We start from the raw sequence: 21,019 nt of genomic DNA on the forward strand, positions 1-21,019 counted from the left end.
GTAGGCATGCTAATTGCTTAGATTCTACAAGAGCAATGATTTTTAGGATTGTGCGGTGGGCTGTTGCCGCTTTTATTAGGTGATTTATGGCGATAAATGATATTTCAATGTTAGCGGTATCTGAGCAAGACTCATACTTAGTTAAAAAAGACAGTGATAAAACAAAGCTAGACAGCAGTAATGATGCTGGCTTTTTTGATCAATTAGCTCTTGCGAACCAAGCTTCTGAAGTACACAGTACGCAAGCTAAAGCGCCAAACAAACAATCAGCAGATGAACAATCCGATCTAAAAGAGCAAAGTAGCGAAGAAAAACCTTTGAGCGGTGAAGATATGCTGGCGCAAATTAATGCGGCACAAGTCATCGATACCTCAGTAAAAAATAACCCCCATGGCGGTGCGCAGTTAATAGACAAAGACGCTGTTAAAATAAACGCTAAGCCTGAAGATAAGCTGGCACCTATTGTTATTAATTTACCAAGTGATGAAATTGTTGATGATACGGCCATTGTGCAGTCACAAAAGACTGTAGGTTCTGAATCAGCAAGCAAAACTGCAGCTGAGTCTTCACAGCTTGACACGAAACCTTTAGCTACAGCTGCCCCAACCGGACAGTATGAGGCTGTTACAAATGAACTCGCGGCTGCTAAACCATCGGATAAGCCGACCGAGACTATGAACATTAAAGCATCGCTAGATGCTTCCTTTTTGGCGCTGTTATCAAAAGATGATAATGCCATTAAAGCAGATAAATTACTGGCAAATTTAACACCTGCTCAGCAAGGTGAATTAGCTACTGAGCTTAATGCGATGAGCAAGCCAATTAATAAAGATAACCTAGCGGATTTAAAGCTATTACTCAGTAAGTATGTGAGTGAAAGTGAGAAGCCGCAAACACCTCAGCAGATCATTAATGCACAAATAAGTACGCTAACTACCCCAGAAAAACAGGCCTTACTCAATCAGTTGCAGGGTTACGTTAAAAATGAATCTTTATCAACGAAAGAACTTACCTCGCTAAAAGGAGTAATCAGTGATTTAGAAACCGCGATTAACGCGGATAGCTTGTTTAGTGCCAAAGATAAGCCACTATTTTCAAATAATGCTTTGGCGGGAGCAATAACGCCAAAAGCACAGGCTGGTACTGAATCAGCCAATGTAAAACCTGAGCTAAAATTAGAGAGTTCAAAATCGGTAGTTGATAACCCTGAAGAGCTTGCCAAACAGTTAGACGCATTACAAAAAGAGAGCATACGCGGCACTAATGCTGAGCAAATGCCACCGCGTGCAGCACAAATTTTCTCTCAGATCATTAATATATTTGACAAACAGTCGCTTAATAGTCTCGCTAAATACGATACTTTAGGGTACGAACAAGCTATTATTGAAGCGCAAAGCTTGCAAGCACGACAGTTACAAAGTACAGCACAAGCGAAACAAGTAAGCATTGATCCTGCCACGTTACAGGCATTAAACATTATTAAAAGTGATGCGGCAAAAATACTACAAGAGCGGGTTAGCTCAATGTTAAGTATTAATAATAAAGAAGCTGAAATTCGCCTAGATCCGCCAGAAATGGGCAGCATGCAAATTCGTATTAGAAGTGATGCTGAGCAAGCACAAATCAACTTTGTAGTGCAAAACCAGCAAGCCAAAGAAGCGCTGGAGCAGTCGTTACCTAGGCTTAGAGAAATGCTGATGCAGCAAGGTTTAGAACTAGGTGAAAGCAGTATTTCTTACGGTGATTCTTCAGGTGAACAAGCACAGCAACAAGAAGGTGATGCACAAGGGCAAATGGCCAATAATCGCTCTACAGATGAGACAAATAGTGAGCAACCAGATAAGCAAATACAGCGTTCTGGACAACAAACGTCATCATCAATAGATTACTATGCCTAAGTCCTGCTATTATAATAGTTAAAACAAGCAAATACCTTTGCAAATAAAGGAAATACAATGGCTGAAGATACTAATTTAGAAATAGAAGAAGTAAGTAAAAGTAAAAGCAAACTCATAATAATTATTGCCGCTGTATTACTTATTGTTGGCGCTGTGGCAGGGTACTTTTTGTTATCAGGTGGTGATGGGCTAGTAGAAACCCTTGCAGGTGATGCTGCCAATGGTGAGGTAGCTGCTGCGCCAACAAGTTCTTCGGCAACGATTGGCAGTGCTTTATATGTTGCTATGCCTAGACCGTTTATTTTTAATGTGCCAGGGGCTAGTCGCGATAGAATTGTACAGATTAAAGTGCAATTATTAGTGCGCGGCGATGATAATGAAGAAACGGCTAAAAAACACATTCCACTGATTGAAGGCACACTCCTGAGTGTATTTTCCATGACAACGGCTGATGAACTTAGCACCAGTGTAGGCAAAGAAACACTGCGTTTTACTGCACTTGATAAAGTACAGGCCGCTATGATGAATGTTGAAGGCAACAAAGTAATTGAGCGGGTACTATTTACCAGCTTTGTGATGCAATAAGGGGCCAGTGTGAGCGATTTATTATCCCAAGACGAAATTGATGCGCTATTACATGGTGTCGATGAAGTCGAAGAGGAAGATATACACGACGGTGAAGATGGTGAGGGAAGTACACTACAGTACGACTTTTCTTCGCAAGATCGCATTGTGCGTGGTCGCATGCCGACACTTGAAATTGTTAACGAGCGATTTGCCCGTCATATGCGAATTAGCTTATTTAACATGATGCGCCGCACCGCTGAGGTGTCAATTAACGGCGTGCAAATGATCAAGTTCGGTGAGTACATACATACCTTGTTTGTACCAACGAGTTTGAATATGGTGCGTTTTCGCCCATTAAAAGGCACCGGCCTTATTACCATGGAAGCACGCTTAGTATTTATACTGGTAGACAACTTCTTTGGTGGCGATGGCCGTTATCATGCCAAAATTGAAGGACGTGAATTTACCCCAACAGAACGCCGAATCGTACAAATGCTGCTGAAAATAATCTTTGAAGATTACAAAGAAGCATGGGCACCGGTGATGGATGTGTCGTTCGAGTACCTCGATTCTGAGGTAAACCCTGCGATGGCTAATATTGTTAGCCCAACCGAAGTAGTGGTTATCAGCTCTTTTCATATTGAGCTTGACGGCGGTGGTGGTGACTTCCATATTGCGCTGCCGTATTCAATGCTCGAACCTATCAGAGAGCTATTGGATGCGGGTGTTCAGTCTGATACTGAAGATACCGATTTACGTTGGAGTAAGGCGCTTCGTGACGAAATAATGGATGTAGAAGTCGATTTATCGACCCAGCTACTTGAAGTTGATTTAAGCTTAAGACAAATAATGGAGCTCAAAGCTGGGGATATAATTCCAGTTGAAATGCCTGAGCATATTACCGTATTTGTGGAAGAACTCCCTACATTTAGAGCTAAAATGGGTCGTTCACGCGATAACGTTGCGCTACAAATTAGTGAAAAAATTAAACGCCCTGATTCAGTTAAATCTGAGCTGCATGTCTTTACCAAAGGCGGCAAAAAAATTGATTCAGATGCAGAATTAGCAGAACTAGAAGATGATTTACACCTTTCAAACGGTGTAGACTTAGACTGGTAATTGATTAAAAGGTTAAAAGTATGAGCGATGATCAAGATACAATGGACGAATGGGCCGCAGCACTTGCTGAAGCTGAAGGCGCTGACGATAGTTCTGAGGTCAAAGTAACCGAGCTTGATGAGCTTGATGATTCAAAGCATGAACTCAGCGGTGAAGAAAAACGTAAACTCGATACTATTTTAGATATTCCCGTTACTATTTCTATGGAAGTAGGGCGTTCTAAAATTAATATTCGTAATTTATTACAACTTAACCAAGGTTCGGTCGTTGAGCTTGACAGGGTTGCCGGAGAACCGCTTGACGTTTTAGTTAATGGTACTTTGATTGCGCATGGCGAAGTGGTTGTGGTGAACGATAAGTTCGGTATTCGTTTAACGGATGTAATTAGCCAGGTTGAACGGATCAAAAAGTTGCGATGATAGCACTAGCTAGTTTAAGCAATTCGGTGTTTGCAGCAACCGATGCTGCAACACCGACCACAGATATCGTATCCATGGTGTTATCTTTGGGTATGGTTGTGGTGTTAATTTTAGTGTTGGCTTTTTTTGTAAAAAAGCTCAATCCAAATTTAACCAATAACGATGAGTTTAAAGTGATCCGCAGTCTTCCGTTGGGATCACGTGAGCGCTTAATGGTGGTTGAAATAGATAATGCACAGCACCTATTAGGGGTTACTCCACACAGTATTAATTATCTACACAAGTTAGAAACACCCCTAACAGAAAAAGAGTTACCAGAATTAGCGAAGCGGTTTGGCAAAATGTTGAATCCGCAACTTAATCAAAATAAAAAGAACTAATATTATGACTAAATGGCTGCTTTTCCTATTTGCCATGGTGTTCGTCCCAGGGGTCAATGCCGAGGGGATTGACGCGCTGACGATCACCACTAATGCCGATGGCACCCAAGACTACTCAGTGACGCTACAAGTGTTGGCGATCATGACGGCTATGAGCTTTATTCCAGCCGCTATTATCATGATGACCTCTTTCACTCGAATTATTGTTGTTTTAGCTATTTTGCGCCAAGCCATTGGTTTGCAGCAAACGCCTTCGAACCAAGTATTACTAGGTATGTCGCTGTTTTTAAGTATTTTTATTATGGCGCCAATTTATGAGCAAATAAATGAGCGCGCTATCGAACCGTATTTAAGTGAACAAGTAACGTCACTTGAAGCACTTGATTTAGCCAAAGAGCCAATGAAAGCGTTTATGCTCTCACAGGTACGTATAAAAGATTTAGAAACCTTTGCTAAAATAGCAGGTTACGATCAGCTTGACTCGCCTGAAGCAACGCCAATGGTTGTGCTTATTCCTGCGTTTGTGACCAGTGAGCTACAAACTGCTTTTATTATTGGTTTTATGTTTTTTATTCCCTTTTTGATTGTCGATTTGGTGGTTGCATCGGTATTGATGGCCATGGGTATGATGATGTTATCGCCCATGATTGTGTCGCTACCGTTTAAGATTATGTTGTTTGTATTGGTTGATGGGTGGAGCTTGGTGATGGGTACACTCGCTAAAAGCTTTGGCTTGGGCACGTAGTTGTGCACTCTTCATTTAACCAACTACACTAGGAGTCGTCCATGGAACCTGAAGTATTTGTTGATATTTTAAGTGGAGCCCTATTTTTAGTGATTAAGCTGGTGTCTGCCATTGTGGTACCTGGCTTAATTATTGGGTTGGTTGTGGCTGTGTTTCAGGCAGCAACCTCAATTAACGAACAAACACTGAGTTTTTTACCGCGTTTATTAATCACCATCAGTGCCCTGATTGTGGGAGGACATTGGTTTACTCAAGAGCTAATGGACTTTTTTAATCGCTTAGTGCTGCTTATCCCCGAAATTGCAGGTTAACAATGGAATTTCCATTTTCCGTTGTCATTCAATGGTTAAGTGATTTTTTACTGCCCTTAGTGCGCATCAGCTCTATGATCATGATCATGGCGGGTATTGGCGCAAAAAACGTACCTGCTCGAATAAAAATGGGCTTGGCTGTAGTGGTCACCTTCTTAGTTGTTCCTGTTCTTCCTGCTGCTACATTTACTAATTTATTTTCTTTTGAAATGGTTTTAGTGGTCCTACAACAAATGCTGATTGGCGTTGCGATTGGTTTTGCATCCACACTACTGCTCAATACATTTGTGTTAGCCGGGCAAATCCTTGCTATGCAAACCGGTTTAGGTTTTGCGTCAGTTGTTGACCCCTCAAATGGAATGAGTGTGCCTGCTGTAGGGCAGTTCTACCTCATTTTAGCTACCTTGTTATTTTTTGTATTTAATGGCCACTTAATGATGATTCAAATGGTGGTACATAGTTTTCAGGTACTGCCAATTGATGGTAATTGGTGGGCGGTTGATCATTATTGGGACATAGTGACATGGGGTGGTTGGATGTTTACCACTGCATTAGTGCTGTCATTAGCACCATTAACCGCCATGCTTGTAATTAATATGTCATTTGGCATCATGACCCGTGCTGCCCCACAGTTAAATATCTTCTCTATAGGCTTTCCGTTTACCTTAGTGGCAGGGCTCGTTATTATTTGGGCAACGCTTGGTAACTTTGTCACTCAGTTTGAGTTCCAATGGCTAAAAATGGTTGAGCTGATGTGTACTCTAGTTGGTTGTTCCCCTTAGGAGAGCGTAATGGCTGAAGATTCCGGACAAGAAAAAACCGAAGAACCCACCCCAAAAAAAGTTGATGATGCTAAAAAGAAAGGCCAAATAGCGCGTTCTAAAGAGTTAGGTACCATGTTTGTACTTATTTTTTCTGCTATTTCCTTATTAATGTATGGGCCTGAAATTGGCAAAGGCTTGTACCGCATTATGGGAAGAATGCTGAGTCTTAACCGCAATGAAACCTACGACACCACCAAAATGTTTGCCGTATGGGGAGAGGTGGCCGACGTACTGTTATTTCCTATGTCGATGTTTGTACTCATTATTGTATTGGCTGCATTTATCGGTAATACCATGCTTGGCGGCTTTAATTTTAGTTGGCAAGCAGCAGCGCCCAAAGCCAGTAAAATGTCGCCAATGAAAGGTTTTACTCGGATGTTTGGCCCGCAAGCGGCTATTGAGCTACTTAAGTCATTATTAAAGTTTGGCCTAGTGGCAACCTTCGCTATTTTTTTAATTAATGTATATTTTGATGAAATCTTACATTTAAGTATAGAAAGTGCGCCTGGCAATATTGTTCATGCTTTGGAAATTTTAGCGTGGATGTTTTTAGGCATGTCTTGTACCTTAATTATTATTGCTGCTATTGACGCCCCATTTCAAAGTTATAGTCATAACAAACAGCTTAAAATGACTATGCAAGAGGTAAAAGACGAATATAAAAACTCTGAGGGTGATCCGCAAATCAAAGCGCGTATCAGGCAAACCCAACGTCAAATGTCGCAAAAGAGAATGATGCAGGATGTGCCAGACGCCGATGTTATTGTTACCAACCCTACTCACTATTCCGTAGCTTTAAAATACGATACAGAGCGAGCAGGCGCGCCTATTGTATTAGCCAAAGGTGTGGATGAGCTCGCCATGCAAATTCGTAAAATTGCATTGGGTAATGAAGTGCCTATTGTTGAGTCTCCAACTTTAACCCGAGCGCTTTATCATACTGCTGAAGTAGGGGATCAAATCCCCGATCAGCTCTTTACTGCAGTTGCTCAAGTACTTGCTTATGTGTTTCAGCTTAAACGGTTTAAAAAAGGCCGTGGAAAACGCCCTGTTGCCCTTAATAAAAAGCTGCCTATCCCCGATGAATTTAAGTATTAACTGCTAACCAACTAACTTGGAATAGTTATTGCAATTTCAGCGTAGTGTCAATTTTTTGAAATTGTAGAGTTATGGAATTTAAAGCGGTATTACAACAATTTAATAAAGATAAAAAAGAATATGCAAAAGGCGTTGGTACACCGCTTTTGGTGTTGGCTGCGCTGGGCATGGTTATTTTACCCCTGCCTCCATTTCTGCTTGATATATTATTTTCGTTTAATATCGCGCTTGCGTTAGTTGTATTACTGGTCACTGTATACACCATGAAACCGCTTGAGTTTGGGATGTTCCCAGCGGTGCTGTTAATTGCAACCATAATGCGCTTAGCACTTAATGTAGCCAGTACTCGGGTGGTACTACTTGAGGGTCATAACGGTGGTGATGCTGCTGGTAAAGTCATTGAAGCATTTGGCTCGGTGGTGATTGGTGGTAACTACGCCGTGGGTTTAGTGGTGTTTTTAATTCTGATCATCATTAACTTTGTGGTAATTACCAAAGGTGCAGGACGTATTTCAGAAGTATCAGCGCGTTTTACTCTAGATGCTATGCCAGGTAAGCAAATGGCCATAGATGCAGATATGAATGCTGGCTTTATTAGTGCGGAGCAAGCCAGAGAGCGTCGTGATGAAGTAACCCGTGAAGCTGACTTTTATGGTTCTATGGATGGTGCCAGTAAATTTGTAAAAGGCGATGCTATTGCTGGCATAGTCATTTTAGTGATCAATATTGTAGGTGGTTTATTTGTTGGCATGATCCAGCATGATTTAAGTTTTTCACGTGCTATGGAAGTGTACACACTATTAACCATTGGTGATGGCTTGGTAGCGCAATTACCTTCATTACTACTTTCAATTGGTACTGCGATTGTTGTAACCCGTCAAAATGAATCGCACAATATGGGCGATCAGTTTAAGAAGCAATTAGGTAACGAAAAGTCATTATTTATTGCCTCTGGTATCCTCATCACTATGGGTTTAGTCCCGGGTATGCCGCATATTGCATTTTTAAGTTTAGGGGCGCTTTTAGGTTACCTTGCATACTACACCCAGCAAAACAAACTGAAATTAGCCGCAGCAGAAGCGGAAGAAGCCGAAAATGCGGCCTCAGGTACCGGAATTGCGGCTAAACAAGAGCAAAAAGAACTAGGTTGGGATGATGTTCAACAAGTTGATGTTATTGGTCTAGAAGTCGGTTATCGATTAATTCCTTTAGTTGACCAATCACAAGGTGGCGAGCTGTTAAACCGTATTAAAGGAGTGCGTAAAAAACTATCTCAAGAGCTGGGCTTTTTAGTGCCGCCTGTACATATTCGCGACAACCTTGAACTCGACCCAAATGCATACCGCATCACCATGATGGGTGTATCAAGTGGTGAGGGGGAGCTTAAACACGGCGATGAACTAGCAATTAACCCTGGCCAAGTATTTGGCCCGCTCAAAGGCATTGAAACTAAAGATCCTGCGTTTGGTTTAGATGCAGTTTGGATAAAACCTGATCAAAAAGATGAAGCACAGTCTTTAGGTTACACCGTAGTTGATTCAGCAACCGTTGTGGCCACTCATATTAGTCAGTTACTCACTAATAGCGCCGCATTATTACTCGGACATGAAGAAGTACAAAACTTATTAGATATGTTAGGTAAAAGTCACCCTCGCTTAGTTGAAGGGCTAGTACCTGAGGTATTACCACTAACCACCATCGTTAAAGTACTACAAAATTTATTAAATGAAGGGGTAGCAATACGAGATATGCGCTCAATTGTTCAAACCCTTGTTGAGTATGGCCCTCGTAGCCAAGACCCTGATGTATTAACGGCTGCAGTGAGAATATCGTTGCGTAGATTAATCGTTCAAGATGCTGTTGGTATGTCTTCTGAAATCCCTGTCATAACCTTGGCGCCTGAGTTGGAACAGATGTTGCATCAGTCACTTCAAAATGCAGGTGATGAAGGTGCCGGAATAGAACCAGGGCTTGCTGATAGACTTCAAACATCATTGAATGAAGCGCATCAAAATCAAGAAATGGCCGGTGAACCTTCAATATTGCTAACGTCAGGAATGTTACGCACTGTGTTATCTCGATTTGTTAAATACACCATTCCAGGATTGCGGGTGATGTCTTATCAAGAGATACCAGATGAAAGACAGATCAAGATTGTCAGCTCTGTAGGCCAACAATAAGATTTTAAAGGGGTTTGAATTATGAAAATTAAACGTTTTTTTGCTAAAGACATGCGCACTGCACTAAAAGAAGTCAAAGAAGAGTTGGGTGTTGATGCGGTTATTATGTCAAATAAAAAACTAGCTAATGGCGTTGAAATTGTTGCTGCAGTTGATTACGACAAAGCAGCGACAAAACCGCCAGAGCAGCCTCAAAGTCAACCTGCTGCAAGCGCTTCATTTGCACATACTGAGCAAAGTTCACATAATTTTGTTAAACCAGAACCGCAACGCGCTCAACCTAAGCCACAAGCAAAGGTTGCAGATAGCTTACAAGCCTTACTAGAGCGTCAGTCTCCACGTCCTCGTTCAGCAGAGCTTGCTTCAATGTTTTCACACTCTGGTATTGACACATCTGGCCACTATCAAGAACAAGAGCTTGTGCAATCACGACCTAAAAATATGTTTGAACGTGAACAAAGCGCGCCAGTGCGTCCTCGCACCCAAGCCGATAGCTTAGGTTTTGACGACTTAGACAGTGGCTTTGACGATTTAGATTCACCTAGCGCACCGGGTCAGCAAACAATGCATAAAGAATCCAGTGACATCAGCACAATGCGTGAAGAAATGAACGCAATTCGTCAACTATTAGAGCACCAAGTATCAGGTTTAATGCAGCAAGATATGGCACGTCGCGACCCGACCCGTGCATGTATGATTGACCGCTTAGTCGGTATGGGGATAGAGAAAAATGTTGCTGAGCAAATGGCATGTTTTGTACCAGACGACGTGTCTCGCCAACAAGGCTGGAAAGCTTTATTGAACATGGTTGAAGATCAAATGCAAACCACGAACAACGAAATACTTCGCCAAGGCGGTGTTTTTGCGTTAGTCGGGCCTACTGGCGTGGGTAAAACCACCACAGTTGCAAAACTGGCAGCATTGGGTGCACAAAAATACGGTGCTGATAAAGTAGCGCTTATTACTACCGATACCTACCGTATTGGTGCTTATGAGCAGCTAGCAACGTATGGTCGTATTATAGGTTGTGGCGTTAAACAAGTTAAAGATGCAAATGAATTAGCAGAAGTTTTATATCATTTACGAAATAAACGTCTAGTTTTAATTGATACAGCGGGAATGAGTCAACGTGATTTACGCTTAACCGAGCAGTTAAACACCTTGATGCGTAATCAGCGTGTTGATATACGTAGTTATTTAGTATTAAGTGCGACGGCGCAAATTAATGTATTGCAAGAAACAGTAAGGCACTTTAAAAAAGTACAGCTAAGTGGATGTATTTTTACTAAACTTGATGAGTCATTGAGTTTAGGTGAGATTATTAGTATTGCGATTCAAAATCGTCTCCCAATAGGGTATCTTACTAACGGTCAGCGAGTACCAGAAGATATTAGAGTGGCAAATGCCGAAAAACTAGTAAAAAAAGCTGAGCAATTGTATTTAAAAAGAATAAAAGCACAACAATCACGACACCAATCAGTGGCGTCGAGCACAGTAGAGATGTATGATTAACACAGTTTTAGATCAAGCAAGCGGCCTTCGCAAAATGAGCAAGAATAATAATAACGGCGTAAAAGTTATCGCTGTCACCGGCGGCAAAGGTGGAGTGGGTAAAACGAACGTATCCCTTAATACAGCAATCGCGTTAGGCCAACAAGGCAAACGTGTGCTTGTACTAGATGCTGATTTAGGATTAGCGAATTGTGATGTGATGCTTGGACTGCGCGTTGAGCGTAATTTATCTCATGTTTTATCGGGCGAATGTGAACTTGATGATATTTTAGTCGAAGGTCCCGCAGGCATAAAAATAGTGCCTGCAACATCGGGTTCGCAAAGTATGGTTGAGTTATCACCCTCAGAGCACGCTGGACTTATTCGTGCATTTAGTGAACTTAACACCGACTTTGATATTTTAATTGTTGATACCGCTGCGGGTATTTCCGATATGGTGCTGAGTTTTTCTCGCGCAGCGCAAGATGTGCTTGTGGTGGTATGTGATGAGCCTACATCAATTACCGATGCCTATGCTTTAATTAAAGTACTTAGCCGTGAGCACGGCGTTTATAAATTTAAAATTGTTGCCAATATGGTGCGCAGTTTACGCGAAGGGCAGGAATTGTTTGCAAAACTTTCAAAGGTTACCGACCGATTTTTAGATATATCAATGGAGTTGGTTGCAACGGTTCCATATGATGAAAATATGCGCAAATCAACGCGCCGCCAAAAAGTAATTGTTGAGATTTTTCCTGGGTCGCCTGCTGCAATTGCTTTTAAAACACTGGCTACAAAAATTGCTAAGTGGCCAACACCTAGCCAAGCCTCGGGTCATTTAGAGTTCTTCATTGAGAAACTAGTTAGTAACTAACAATGACAATACCGGTGAATAGAGTTATGGGATATCAGTCAACACAGAATTTAAATATGATTGTTGAAAAGCATGCCTCATTAGTCAAAAAAGTGGCGTGCCATTTAATTGCTCGTTTACCGGCCAGTGTGCAGCTAGATGATTTAATTCAATCGGGTATGATTGGTTTAATTGAAGCTTCAAAAAACTTTGATGCAAGCAAAGGTGCAAGCTTTGAAACCTTCGCCGGTATTCGTATTCGTGGTGCGATGATAGACGAAATGCGCCGAGGCGATTGGGTTCCACGTTCAGTTCACAGAAAAAGCCGTTTGGTTGCAGAGACTATTGTTGCGCTTGAGAACAGTTTAAACCGTGAACCTAAAGATAGTGAAGTTGCTGAAAAACTTGAAATTTCGCTAAATGAGTATCATCATATTTTAAACGATGTAAATGTAAGCAAAGTGTTAGGCATTGAAGACCTTGGTATAGATGACGATGTGATTACACCCCATGGCCAAGATTTAGCACTAGACAAACCGTTTAATAATGTTAAAAATGAACGGTTTAATGAGTCTTTACTCAGTGCAATAAAGTCGTTACCGGAGAAAGATGCAATGGTGCTTTCTTTGTACTATAACGATGAGATGAATTTAAAAGAAATTGGGCATATACTCGATGTAAGTGAATCGCGTGTAAGTCAGATACATGGTCAGGCGATGATTAAGCTTAAAGCAAAAATCAATGACTGGATAAACTAGAAGTAAGTAAATAAAGGTTCAGGCCTCACTGGAGGATGTTTTGGATAAAAACATTAAAATTCTTGTTGTTGATGATTTCTCAACAATGAGACGTATTATTAAAAATCTGTTGCGCGATTTAGGTTTTACCAATGTTCAAGAAGCAGATGACGGGTCAACTGCTTTGCCTATGTTGCAAAATCAAGCGTTTGATTTTGTTGTAACAGATTGGAATATGCCAGGCATGCAAGGTATTGATCTTTTAAGGGCAATTCGAGCGGATGAAAAATTAAAGCATATTCCTGTTTTAATGGTTACAGCAGAAGCTAAAAAAGAACAAATAATTGCTGCGGCCCAAGCAGGTGTTAATGGTTATATTGTTAAACCATTTACTGCAAGTACATTGAAAACTAAATTAGAAAAAGTGTTCGAACGCTTAGGTTAATGAGAGGGAGAGGCTTATGTCAGCACCTGCTGCGCCTCAGATTACTTTAGAACAAGCTCGCCAGTTAGTTGTTTTTTTAGAAAATGGTGAGCAAGATAAAGCGAATCAGTTAATTTTAGAAACAGCTTCACAAGAGCAATCACATTTATTTGCTGAGGTGGGAAAGTTGACGCGTCAACTGCACGAAGCTTTAAAAAGTTTCGAGTTAGACACGCGTTTAACAGACATTACCACTGATGCCATCCCTGACGCAAAAAAACGCCTTAACTATGTCATGGAAATGACAGAAAACGCAGCCAATAAGACAATGGATGCGGTTGAAGCAAGCTTACCATTAGCACAAGAAATCGCTGACGAAATAGCTGATATCAAGCCAACGTGGGATCGTTTAATGAACCGCGAAATAGAGCTTGGTGAGTTTAAATCACTTTGCCATAGTATTGATAAGTTTATGAGCAGTTCTCATCACAAAACCGATGAGTTACAAATGCTGATGACTAATGTGCTGATGGCTCAAGACTATCAAGATTTAACCGGTCAGGTTATTCGCCGTGTTATTGAACTTGTCCGTGAAGTTGAAGAAAGTTTAATTCACCTTTTAACTGCATTTGCAGCGCAAGGTGGTGAGGTTGAACCAACTGAACAACCAGAAAAAATAGAAGATCCCATTGTTGCACAAACACTAGCAGGTCCCGAAGGGCCTATTATTGATAAAGAATCGCGTAATGATGTTGTATCTGATCAAGATGAAGTTGATGATTTATTATCAAGTTTGGGCTTCTAATAGGGGAGTACTGCATGAGCTTTGAAGTCGATGAAGATATTTTACAAGACTTTTTAGTAGAGGCCGGAGAAATCCTTGAGCTTTTATCTGAACAGTTAGTAGAACTGGAAAACAACCCAGATGATACTGAGCTACTAAACGCAATATTTCGCGGTTTCCACACTGTAAAGGGTGGCGCTGGCTTTTTGGCTATGACAGAGCTTGTTGATGCATGTCATGGTGCTGAAAATGTGTTTGATTTACTGCGCCAAGGTGTAAGAACAGTTAACTCTGAATTAATGGATGTGATTTTACAAGCACTGGACACCATTAATGAAATGTTTGCCACGATTAAAAATCGTGACCAGCCAGAGCCTGCGGATCCAGAATTACTTGCAGTCCTTCATAAACTTGGACAACCACCGACGGCAGAAGAGCTTGCTGGCGATTCTGTAGTTGAAGACACAGCCCCTGTTGAAACTCCCTCGGTAGAACCTGAACCTATAGCTGAGCAGCCAAGCAATGATGCGGAAAAAGATCCGTTTGCTTTTGATGAATTATTTAGCGGCCCAGATAGCAGCAGTACTGAGTCTCAGGTTGATGAAATAACCGAAGACGAATTCGAAAGCCTACTTGATGAACTTCATGGAAAAGGGCAAGCCCCACAAGAAAAACAATCATCATCAAGTGACAATGATGTCAGTGGTGATATAACTGACGATGAATTCGAAAGCCTACTTGATGAACTTCATGGTGTAGGCAGCTTTGGCGAAGTGAGCCAAGCAACCTCAAGTACACCACAACAAACACCATCAGCTCCTGTGGCTCCACCAAGTAACGAGCAAAGCTCGGGCGATAATGAAATAAGTGACGACGAGTTTGAAGCGTTACTTGATGAGCTTCATGGTAAAGGTGCACCTAAATCGATAGAAACACCGGCTCCTGTAAGTAAACCAGAACCTGTAGTCGAGAATAAACCTGCGCCTGCTGCGACACCAAAGCCACAGCCTAAACCAGAGCCAGCTAAGCCGGCTTCTGCGGCACAAGCAGCTCCCGCTAAAAAAGCAGCGCCTCCACCGGCAGAAACAACGGTACGAGTTGATACCAAACGCTTAGACCAAATAATGAACATGGTAGGTGAACTGGTACTTGTGCGAAATCGTTTGGTAAGTCTAGCGACTAACTCTGATAGCGAGGCCATGGGGAAAGCAATTTCTAATTTAGATGTAGTGACAGCTGATATCCAAGGTGCGGTAATGCAAACACGAATGCAGCCAATCAAAAAAGTATTTGGCCGCTTCCCACGTGTGGTACGTGATTTAGCCCGTTCATTGAATAAAGATATCAACTTGCAAATGGTAGGCGAGGACACTGATTTAGATAAAAACTTAGTGGAAGCGCTTGCTGATCCGTTAGTGCATTTAGTGCGCAATTCAGTGGATCATGGCATTGAAATGCCAGACGTTCGTGAAGCATCAGGTAAACCTAGAACCGGTACTGTTACTTTATCAGCGTCTCAACAAGGCGATCATATCTTGCTTACTATCCAAGATGATGGTGCTGGTATGGATGCTGAAAAGCTTAAAAAGATTGCCATTAACAAAGGGGTGCTTGATCACGACCAAGCGAGTCGTCTTTCTGATACCGAAGCTTATAACCTTATTTTTGCACCTGGGTTTTCAACTAAAGAAGAGATTTCAGATATTTCTGGCCGTGGCGTTGGTATGGATGTGGTTAAAACAAAAATCACTCAACTCAATGGCTCAGTAAATATTAAATCAGAGATGGGCGTAGGTACTACTTTAGAGATTAAAGTACCACTGACACTGGCAATACTGCCTACCTTAATGGTAGTGGTTGGCGAACAAACATTTGCTTTGCCGCTGGCGGGTGTTAGTGAAATATTCCACTTGGATTTAACAAAGACCAATGTGGTTGATGGTCAGCTTACTATAATAGTTCGTAAAAAATCGATTCCGTTATTCTACCTTGAACATTGGCTCATCAAAGGGGCTGATAGAGGTCAGCGAAAAGCACAAGGTCATGTGGTTATTGTGCAAATAGGAACTCAAAAAGTGGGTTTTGTTGTTGACTCGCTTATTGGTCAAGAGGAAGTGGTAATTAAGCCTTTAGACGCATTACTTCAAGGGACGCCTGGTATGGCAGGTGCAACAATCACCTCTGATGGTGGCATTGCACTGATATTAGATGTGCCAAGTATGTTAAAGCATTACGCTGGATAATTAAAAGTAGGCATATATTTTATGCCTACCCATTCATTGAATAAGAGAGCGAAATGGCTGTTAAAGTTTTAGTAGTTGATGATTCAAGCTTTTTTCGCCGCAGAGTGAGTGAAATTCTTGAACAAGACAGCGGCATTGAAGTTATAGGTTTCGCTGTAAATGGTCGAGAAGCTGTCGATAAAACAGCTCAATTACGACCTGACGTGATCACCATGGATGTTGAAATGCCGGTGCTTGATGGAATTAGTGCAGTTAAAGAGATCATGGCGAGTAACCCCACTCCTATTTTAATGTTCTCCTCGTTAACACGCGCAGGCGCATCTGCCACCTTAGATGCACTTGATGCCGGCGCGATGGATTTTTTACCGAAAAAGTTTGAAGATATTGCTCGTAATAACGACGACGCAATAAAGCTATTACAAAATAAAGTTAAAGAAATAGGCCGCCAGCGAAATGGTAGAATTATCAGAGCGCCTGCTGCTCCAAGTCTTAAACCAGCGCCAAGCACCTCTGAGCGCTTTGCTCATAAGCCTATAGTGCAACCTGATCGTAGCTTTAAAAGCGCAAGCCCAACGCCTTCTAGTAGCACATCAACGCGTGCTAGTGGTAAGCAATATCAATTAATTGCTATTGGCACATCAACAGGTGGACCAGTTGCACTGCAAACTATATTGACTCAGTTACCTGCTAATTTCCCACACCCAATACTACTCATACAACACATGCCAGCTGCATTTACACCTGCGTTTGCGACCCGATTAGATAGCTTGTGTAAAATTAAAGTAAAAGAAGCACAGCAAGGCGATAGACTGCAACCAGGCTGTGCTTATTTAGCGCCAGGCGGACAGCAAATGATGGTAGAAGGGCGAGGTTCAAACAGAACATTACGTGTATTTGAAGATAAAAATGAACGAGTTAGCTATAAGCCTAGTGTGGATATTACCTTTGCTAGTGTAGCAAAAGCGTATCAAGGCGATGTACTTGCCATTATTTTAACTGGTATGGGCGCAGATGGTCGTGACGGTGCTCGTATGCTTAAACAAACTGGCGCTACAATTTGGGCTCAAGATGAGAAAAGTTGTGTTGTCTATGGTATGCCGCAAGCAGTAGCTAGTGCTGGATTAGCAAATGAAAACATAGGCCTTCATGATGTGGCGGTGCGCTTAAAAAGAGAGGTTGGCTTTGGATAAGCTTTCTATTTTAGGGTTATTGGTTGCATTAAGTGCTATTGCAATAGGTTATTCTTTAGAGGGAGGTGTGGTATCTGCGCTGTTTAATGTGCCAGCATTAATTATTGTATTAGGCGGTACATTAGGTGCGGTGATGCTACAAACATCAGCCAATACATTTAAAAAAATGCTTAGTATTACACATTGGGTTTTTGTTACTGATGAGCACGATATTGAAGATGCTATTGAGCAAGTAAAACGCTGGTCGCATAAAGCCCGTCAAGAAGGGTATTTAGCATTAGAAAACGAAGCACTTGCGCATTCAGATCCCTATGCCGCCAAAGGACTGAGTTTATTAGTTGATGGCTGTTCAGAGCAAAAACTACGCGATACCCTTGAAATAGATTTATTACTTGAACGAGAACGATTGCTTGAAGCTAGCCGTGTATATGAAGCGATGGGAGGTTACAGCCCGACTATCGGTATCCTAGGTGCTGTGCTTGGATTGATTCAAGCCATGTCATTTATTAATGATCCTGAGCAATTAGGGACGGGCATTGCTACTGCATTTATTGCTACTATATATGGCGTAGGTTTAGCTAATTTACTGTTTTTGCCTATGGCCAATAAATTAAAGCAACGGGTTGAACAAAAGATGCTTTATCACGAAATGTTAGCGGAAGGTGTAATTGCTATTAGCCAAGGTGAGAGCCCTATTAATATAGAATTAAAGCTTGAAGCTTACCGTGTTGAACGTCCTATTTTACAGGCAAATTAGCGGTTATGTTGCGCCGTCGCTTACGTCATCAAAACACTAAAAATCAACACACTGAGCGTTGGCTAGTTTCCTATGCAGATTACATGACCATTATGTTCGCATTTTTTGTTGTATTGTATGCCATTTCAATAAATAAAGAAGACAATATACAAGTACTATCTGATTCTCTGGAGCATGTTTTTGATAAGTCAACGAAACAATATTCTCAGCAGGGTAACGGGGTAAATGGTGATGCTTTATTGCTTGAAAGGGTGACCCCTGAGGCTGAAATACTCTATGGCGAAAGTATTCAAGAGCAAGAGCAAGGCCCAATGTTACTCGATGGTCAAAGTGACAATAGTAATATTAGTCAACGCCACTTAGGTAAGCCGCTGGATAGTTTATTGGCTAAATTACAATCGTCGCTGATTGATGAGATACGCAGTGGCGAGGCTAGCTTAGAACTAAGCCAAGACTGGTTGGTTATTGAGCTCAATTCCGGATTGTTGTTTGCCAGTGGTAGTGCTGTTGCACATAACAAGGCCAAAGAGATTGTAAAAAAAATTGAAGCAATCATTGCATCAGTCGATAACTATATAAGAGTACGCGGGTATACAGATAACGAAACCATACGAAATGAAATATTTCGTTCTAATTGGGAGTTATCAGTGGCGCGTGCAACCTCAATATTAGTTGAGCTAGAGCGTTTGGGCATTGAATCTGCGCGCATGGCCATTGAGGGGTATGGTCAATACTCGCCCTTTGCCGATAATGATACCGAAGCTGGGCGTGCTGAAAACCGTAAAGTGGTGATTGCACTTTCTAAATATGGTTTAGCACCAGAGCCCTCTGATGAACAAACGAAATCATCAATTTCAGTATCAGAGCAAAGTCAGCCAGAAATTGAGCTACCTGCCCAAGATGATACAATAAAAATAATCCGTTTACCGCATGGTGGCATCCGTGTTACAACGCGCAACGAACAGTAATTAGGATGTAATGTGAAAGTTTGGACAGTAGCCAATCAAAAAGGGGGAGTAGGCAAAACCACTACAGCGGTTAGCCTTGCAGGGATCCTTGCGCTTCAAGGCAAGCGCGTGTTATTGATTGATACAGATCCTCATGCTTCACTAACCTATTACTTTGGTATTGATTCAGAAGATTTAGAGGTCAGTGTTTACGATATTTTTACTCGCGGCTCGAGTATGAAAAGCGAAGAAATATTGCAAGCATTATGCCCCTCAACAATTGAAAACCTTGATATTTTACCTGCAACTATGGCGATCGCGACACTTGACCGTAGCATGGGTAATAAAACGGGAATGGGCCTGATTTTAAAAAAAACACTGGCTAAAATTAGCGAGTATTACGATTACGCAATTTTAGATTGCCCACCTGTTTTAGGTGTGCTGATGGTCAATGCGCTTGCTGCCTGTGAAAGAGTGTTAGTGCCGGTGCAAACTGAGTTCTTGGCGCTTAAAGGGCTCGATAGAATGATGCGTACTATGGAGTTAATGCAAACCTCTCAAGCGAAAAGCTATGAATATACTATCATTCCAACTATGTATGATAAACGAACCAAAGCATCGCTTGAGGCCTATAAAACATTACAAGAAACGTATAAAGAAAAAGTATGGCCAGGCGTTATTCCTGTTGATACTAAATTTAGAGATGCAAGTTTAGCGCAAAAAGTACCGGTAGATTTTTGCCCAAATGCGCGTGGAGTCTATGCTTATAAAGCATTACTTAAATATTTAATAAAACAAGGTTAATAAATGAGTAAGCAATTATTTGCTAATGAAAAAGTAGTCACTCAGTACTTAGGGGCGTTATTATCTGATGACGAACCAACAAAAGACCTTGAGCCTGTTGCTAAACTGCTTGAGCAGGTAACGTATGAAGAGCAAAAAGAACAACCAGTAATAGTTGAGCCTGTTGTTGAAGTTAAAAAGCTTAATAAGCAAGTATCGAATGTAGAAATTGACACTCTCCAAGAGCAACACGTCGTGCCTGAGCAAGAGGTGGCTGTAGGTGGTGAAGCTGACTACTTTGATGGTGAGTTTCAAGCGCTGTTTTTTGAAGTGGCAGGGCTTACTTTAGCGGTGCCGCTAAAAGCCTTAGGTGGCATTCATGAGCTTAGAGAAGTAAATCATTTATTTGGCAAGCCTAAGTGGTTTAAAGGGGTTATGATAAACCGAGAAGAAAAGCTCAATGTTGTTGATACCGCTCGCTGGGTTATGCCTGAAAAGTACGATGAGCAGTTAGAGGCATCTTTAAATTATCAATACCTCATCACTTTAGGTGATAGCCAATGGGGTTTATTAGCAGAAAAACTAATAAATAACATTACATTGAGTAAAGAAGATGTAAAATGGCGTACAAATAACAGTAAGCGCCCATGGCTTGCTGGAGTAATTAAAGAAAAAATGTGTGCTTTAATAGATGTTAATAATTTAAACGCACTATTAGAGAAAGGCTTAGATAGCCGTCACAAGTAATGACCATTACGAGGTAAGAGCATGAGTGAAGATAAATTACTGTCAGCTAAGAAAAATGCAGATAATAATGATGAGATTTTACAGTGGGTTACTTTCAAGCTAGAAGATGAAACTTATGGCGTAAATGTAATGCAAGTGCAAGAAATACTGCGTTACACCGAGATTGCTCCTGTACCAGGTGCGCCTTCGTATGTGATTGGTATTATTAACTTACGTGGTAATGTTGTTACCGTTATTGATACTCGCTCTCGTTTTGGTTTACCTGATATTGAAGCGACGGATAATTCACGTATTTTAATTATTGAAGCTGAAGAGCAAGTGATTGGCATTTTAGCCGATAGCGTTTCTGAGGTTGTTTACCTACGTAGCTCTGAAATTGACAGTGCGCCAAATGTAGGTACAGAGGAAAGTGCTAAATTTATTCAAGGTGTATGTAACCGCGACAATGAGTTACTTATTCTGGTTGATTTAAATAAACTACTTAGTGATGACGAATGGGATGAGTTAAGCGATATATAAGCT

22 protein-coding genes are annotated in these 21,019 nt (G+C 41.4%); all 22 read left to right on the plus strand.

Translation table 11 applies throughout. The features are described from left to right. The first annotated feature begins 86 nt into the window (after positions 1-86). The 22 genes from MTN96_RS22665 (at position 87) to MTN96_RS22770 (ending at position 21,016) form a co-directional block, all read left to right on the plus strand. Entirely contained in the window at positions 87-1,898 is a 1,812-nt protein-coding gene (locus MTN96_RS22665) for a flagellar hook-length control protein FliK (RefSeq protein WP_248532819.1), read from the plus strand. A 57-nt stretch (positions 1,899-1,955) separates the two neighbouring features. After that, complete coding sequence (gene fliL / locus MTN96_RS22670) at positions 1,956-2,483, plus strand: flagellar basal body-associated protein FliL (RefSeq protein WP_248532820.1); 528 nt, start codon at positions 1,956-1,958, stop codon at positions 2,481-2,483. A gap of 9 nt (positions 2,484-2,492) precedes the next feature. Beyond that, entirely contained in the window at positions 2,493-3,584 is a 1,092-nt protein-coding gene (gene fliM / locus MTN96_RS22675) for a flagellar motor switch protein FliM (protein ID WP_036981747.1), read from the plus strand. 20 nt (positions 3,585-3,604) lie between these two features. Further along, positions 3,605-4,003, plus strand: coding sequence for a flagellar motor switch protein FliN (gene fliN, locus MTN96_RS22680; RefSeq protein ID WP_069438707.1), 399 nt, complete (start codon positions 3,605-3,607; stop codon positions 4,001-4,003). Next, complete coding sequence (gene fliO, locus MTN96_RS22685; protein WP_024602027.1) at positions 4,000-4,383, plus strand: flagellar biosynthetic protein FliO; 384 nt, start codon at positions 4,000-4,002, stop codon at positions 4,381-4,383. Before fliN ends, fliO begins: the two co-directional genes overlap by 4 nt. Before the next feature lie 4 nt (positions 4,384-4,387). Next, the gene (gene fliP / locus MTN96_RS22690; RefSeq protein WP_013465552.1) at positions 4,388-5,128 is read left to right on the plus strand and encodes a flagellar type III secretion system pore protein FliP; all 741 of its coding nucleotides are present in this window, start codon (positions 4,388-4,390) and stop codon (positions 5,126-5,128) included. 41 nt (positions 5,129-5,169) lie between these two features. Then, positions 5,170-5,439 carry a flagellar biosynthetic protein FliQ gene (locus MTN96_RS22695; RefSeq protein ID WP_010387922.1) on the plus strand — a complete coding sequence of 90 codons (270 nt, stop codon included), beginning with the start codon at positions 5,170-5,172 and terminating at the stop codon, positions 5,437-5,439. A 2-nt stretch (positions 5,440-5,441) separates the two neighbouring features. Then, on the plus strand, positions 5,442-6,221 hold the full coding sequence (fliR, locus tag MTN96_RS22700) for a flagellar biosynthetic protein FliR (protein ID WP_036981751.1): 780 nt from the start codon (positions 5,442-5,444) through the stop codon (positions 6,219-6,221). 9 nt (positions 6,222-6,230) lie between these two features. Then, positions 6,231-7,361 carry a flagellar biosynthesis protein FlhB gene (flhB, locus tag MTN96_RS22705; RefSeq protein ID WP_069438706.1) on the plus strand — a complete coding sequence of 377 codons (1,131 nt, stop codon included), beginning with the start codon at positions 6,231-6,233 and terminating at the stop codon, positions 7,359-7,361. Positions 7,362-7,432: 71 nt separating this feature from the next. After that, complete coding sequence (gene flhA, locus MTN96_RS22710; protein ID WP_069438705.1) at positions 7,433-9,541, plus strand: flagellar biosynthesis protein FlhA; 2,109 nt, start codon at positions 7,433-7,435, stop codon at positions 9,539-9,541. A gap of 21 nt (positions 9,542-9,562) precedes the next feature. Next, on the plus strand, positions 9,563-11,053 hold the full coding sequence (gene flhF, locus MTN96_RS22715; RefSeq protein ID WP_069438704.1) for a flagellar biosynthesis protein FlhF: 1,491 nt from the start codon (positions 9,563-9,565) through the stop codon (positions 11,051-11,053). Next, positions 11,046-11,906, plus strand: coding sequence for a MinD/ParA family protein (locus tag MTN96_RS22720; RefSeq protein WP_036981759.1), 861 nt, complete (start codon positions 11,046-11,048; stop codon positions 11,904-11,906). Before flhF ends, MTN96_RS22720 begins: the two co-directional genes overlap by 8 nt. A 26-nt stretch (positions 11,907-11,932) precedes the next feature. Beyond that, a complete protein-coding gene (locus MTN96_RS22725) occupies positions 11,933-12,643 on the plus strand; it encodes an RNA polymerase sigma factor FliA (RefSeq protein WP_008112209.1) in 711 nt (236 codons plus the stop codon). Positions 12,644-12,683: 40 nt separating this feature from the next. Continuing rightward, positions 12,684-13,067: a chemotaxis response regulator CheY gene (gene cheY / locus MTN96_RS22730; protein WP_036981761.1), complete on the plus strand. Its 384-nt coding sequence runs from the start codon at positions 12,684-12,686 to the stop codon at positions 13,065-13,067. 16 nt (positions 13,068-13,083) lie between these two features. Next, positions 13,084-13,851: a protein phosphatase CheZ gene (locus MTN96_RS22735; RefSeq protein WP_069438702.1), complete on the plus strand. Its 768-nt coding sequence runs from the start codon at positions 13,084-13,086 to the stop codon at positions 13,849-13,851. 14 nt (positions 13,852-13,865) lie between these two features. Further along, entirely contained in the window at positions 13,866-16,073 is a 2,208-nt protein-coding gene (locus MTN96_RS22740; protein ID WP_248532821.1) for a chemotaxis protein CheA, read from the plus strand. 53 nt (positions 16,074-16,126) lie between these two features. Continuing rightward, a complete protein-coding gene (locus tag MTN96_RS22745; RefSeq protein WP_036981767.1) occupies positions 16,127-17,263 on the plus strand; it encodes a chemotaxis response regulator protein-glutamate methylesterase in 1,137 nt (378 codons plus the stop codon). Beyond that, on the plus strand, positions 17,256-18,020 hold the full coding sequence (locus MTN96_RS22750; protein ID WP_248532822.1) for a flagellar motor protein: 765 nt from the start codon (positions 17,256-17,258) through the stop codon (positions 18,018-18,020). Before MTN96_RS22745 ends, MTN96_RS22750 begins: the two co-directional genes overlap by 8 nt. A 5-nt stretch (positions 18,021-18,025) precedes the next feature. Beyond that, the gene (locus MTN96_RS22755) at positions 18,026-18,988 is read left to right on the plus strand and encodes a flagellar motor protein MotB (RefSeq protein ID WP_248532823.1); all 963 of its coding nucleotides are present in this window, start codon (positions 18,026-18,028) and stop codon (positions 18,986-18,988) included. A 12-nt stretch (positions 18,989-19,000) separates the two neighbouring features. Next, entirely contained in the window at positions 19,001-19,771 is a 771-nt protein-coding gene (locus tag MTN96_RS22760; RefSeq protein ID WP_008112222.1) for a ParA family protein, read from the plus strand. 3 nt (positions 19,772-19,774) lie between these two features. Beyond that, entirely contained in the window at positions 19,775-20,497 is a 723-nt protein-coding gene (locus tag MTN96_RS22765) for a chemotaxis protein CheW (protein ID WP_248473655.1), read from the plus strand. A 21-nt stretch (positions 20,498-20,518) separates the two neighbouring features. Next, positions 20,519-21,016 carry a chemotaxis protein CheW gene (locus tag MTN96_RS22770; protein ID WP_008112225.1) on the plus strand — a complete coding sequence of 166 codons (498 nt, stop codon included), beginning with the start codon at positions 20,519-20,521 and terminating at the stop codon, positions 21,014-21,016. Positions 21,017-21,019: the final 3 nt, after the last annotated feature.

Source organism: Pseudoalteromonas sp. 2CM28B, assembly GCF_023161935.1.

Bases quoted from the DNA above. Each gene is read 5' to 3' on its own strand.
- flhA (WP_069438705.1), top strand. From the start codon at position 7,433: ATGGAATTTAAAGCGGTATTACAACAATTTAATAAAGATAAAAAAGAA.
- MTN96_RS22725 (WP_008112209.1), top strand. From the start codon at position 11,933: ATGGGATATCAGTCAACACAGAATTTAAATATGATTGTTGAAAAGCAT.
- MTN96_RS22755 (WP_248532823.1), top strand. From the start codon at position 18,026: ATGTTGCGCCGTCGCTTACGTCATCAAAACACTAAAAATCAACACACT.
- fliL (WP_248532820.1), top strand. From the start codon at position 1,956: ATGGCTGAAGATACTAATTTAGAAATAGAAGAAGTAAGTAAAAGTAAA.
- MTN96_RS22720 (WP_036981759.1), top strand. From the start codon at position 11,046: ATGATTAACACAGTTTTAGATCAAGCAAGCGGCCTTCGCAAAATGAGC.
- MTN96_RS22665 (WP_248532819.1), top strand. From the start codon at position 87: ATGGCGATAAATGATATTTCAATGTTAGCGGTATCTGAGCAAGACTCA.
- MTN96_RS22735 (WP_069438702.1), top strand. From the start codon at position 13,084: ATGTCAGCACCTGCTGCGCCTCAGATTACTTTAGAACAAGCTCGCCAG.
- MTN96_RS22745 (WP_036981767.1), top strand. From the start codon at position 16,127: ATGGCTGTTAAAGTTTTAGTAGTTGATGATTCAAGCTTTTTTCGCCGC.
- MTN96_RS22740 (WP_248532821.1), top strand. From the start codon at position 13,866: ATGAGCTTTGAAGTCGATGAAGATATTTTACAAGACTTTTTAGTAGAG.
- flhB (WP_069438706.1), top strand. From the start codon at position 6,231: ATGGCTGAAGATTCCGGACAAGAAAAAACCGAAGAACCCACCCCAAAA.
- fliN (WP_069438707.1), top strand. From the start codon at position 3,605: ATGAGCGATGATCAAGATACAATGGACGAATGGGCCGCAGCACTTGCT.
- MTN96_RS22765 (WP_248473655.1), top strand. From the start codon at position 19,775: ATGAGTAAGCAATTATTTGCTAATGAAAAAGTAGTCACTCAGTACTTA.
- flhF (WP_069438704.1), top strand. From the start codon at position 9,563: ATGAAAATTAAACGTTTTTTTGCTAAAGACATGCGCACTGCACTAAAA.
- fliP (WP_013465552.1), top strand. From the start codon at position 4,388: ATGACTAAATGGCTGCTTTTCCTATTTGCCATGGTGTTCGTCCCAGGG.
- MTN96_RS22770 (WP_008112225.1), top strand. From the start codon at position 20,519: ATGAGTGAAGATAAATTACTGTCAGCTAAGAAAAATGCAGATAATAAT.
- MTN96_RS22695 (WP_010387922.1), top strand. From the start codon at position 5,170: ATGGAACCTGAAGTATTTGTTGATATTTTAAGTGGAGCCCTATTTTTA.
- fliR (WP_036981751.1), top strand. From the start codon at position 5,442: ATGGAATTTCCATTTTCCGTTGTCATTCAATGGTTAAGTGATTTTTTA.
- fliO (WP_024602027.1), top strand. From the start codon at position 4,000: ATGATAGCACTAGCTAGTTTAAGCAATTCGGTGTTTGCAGCAACCGAT.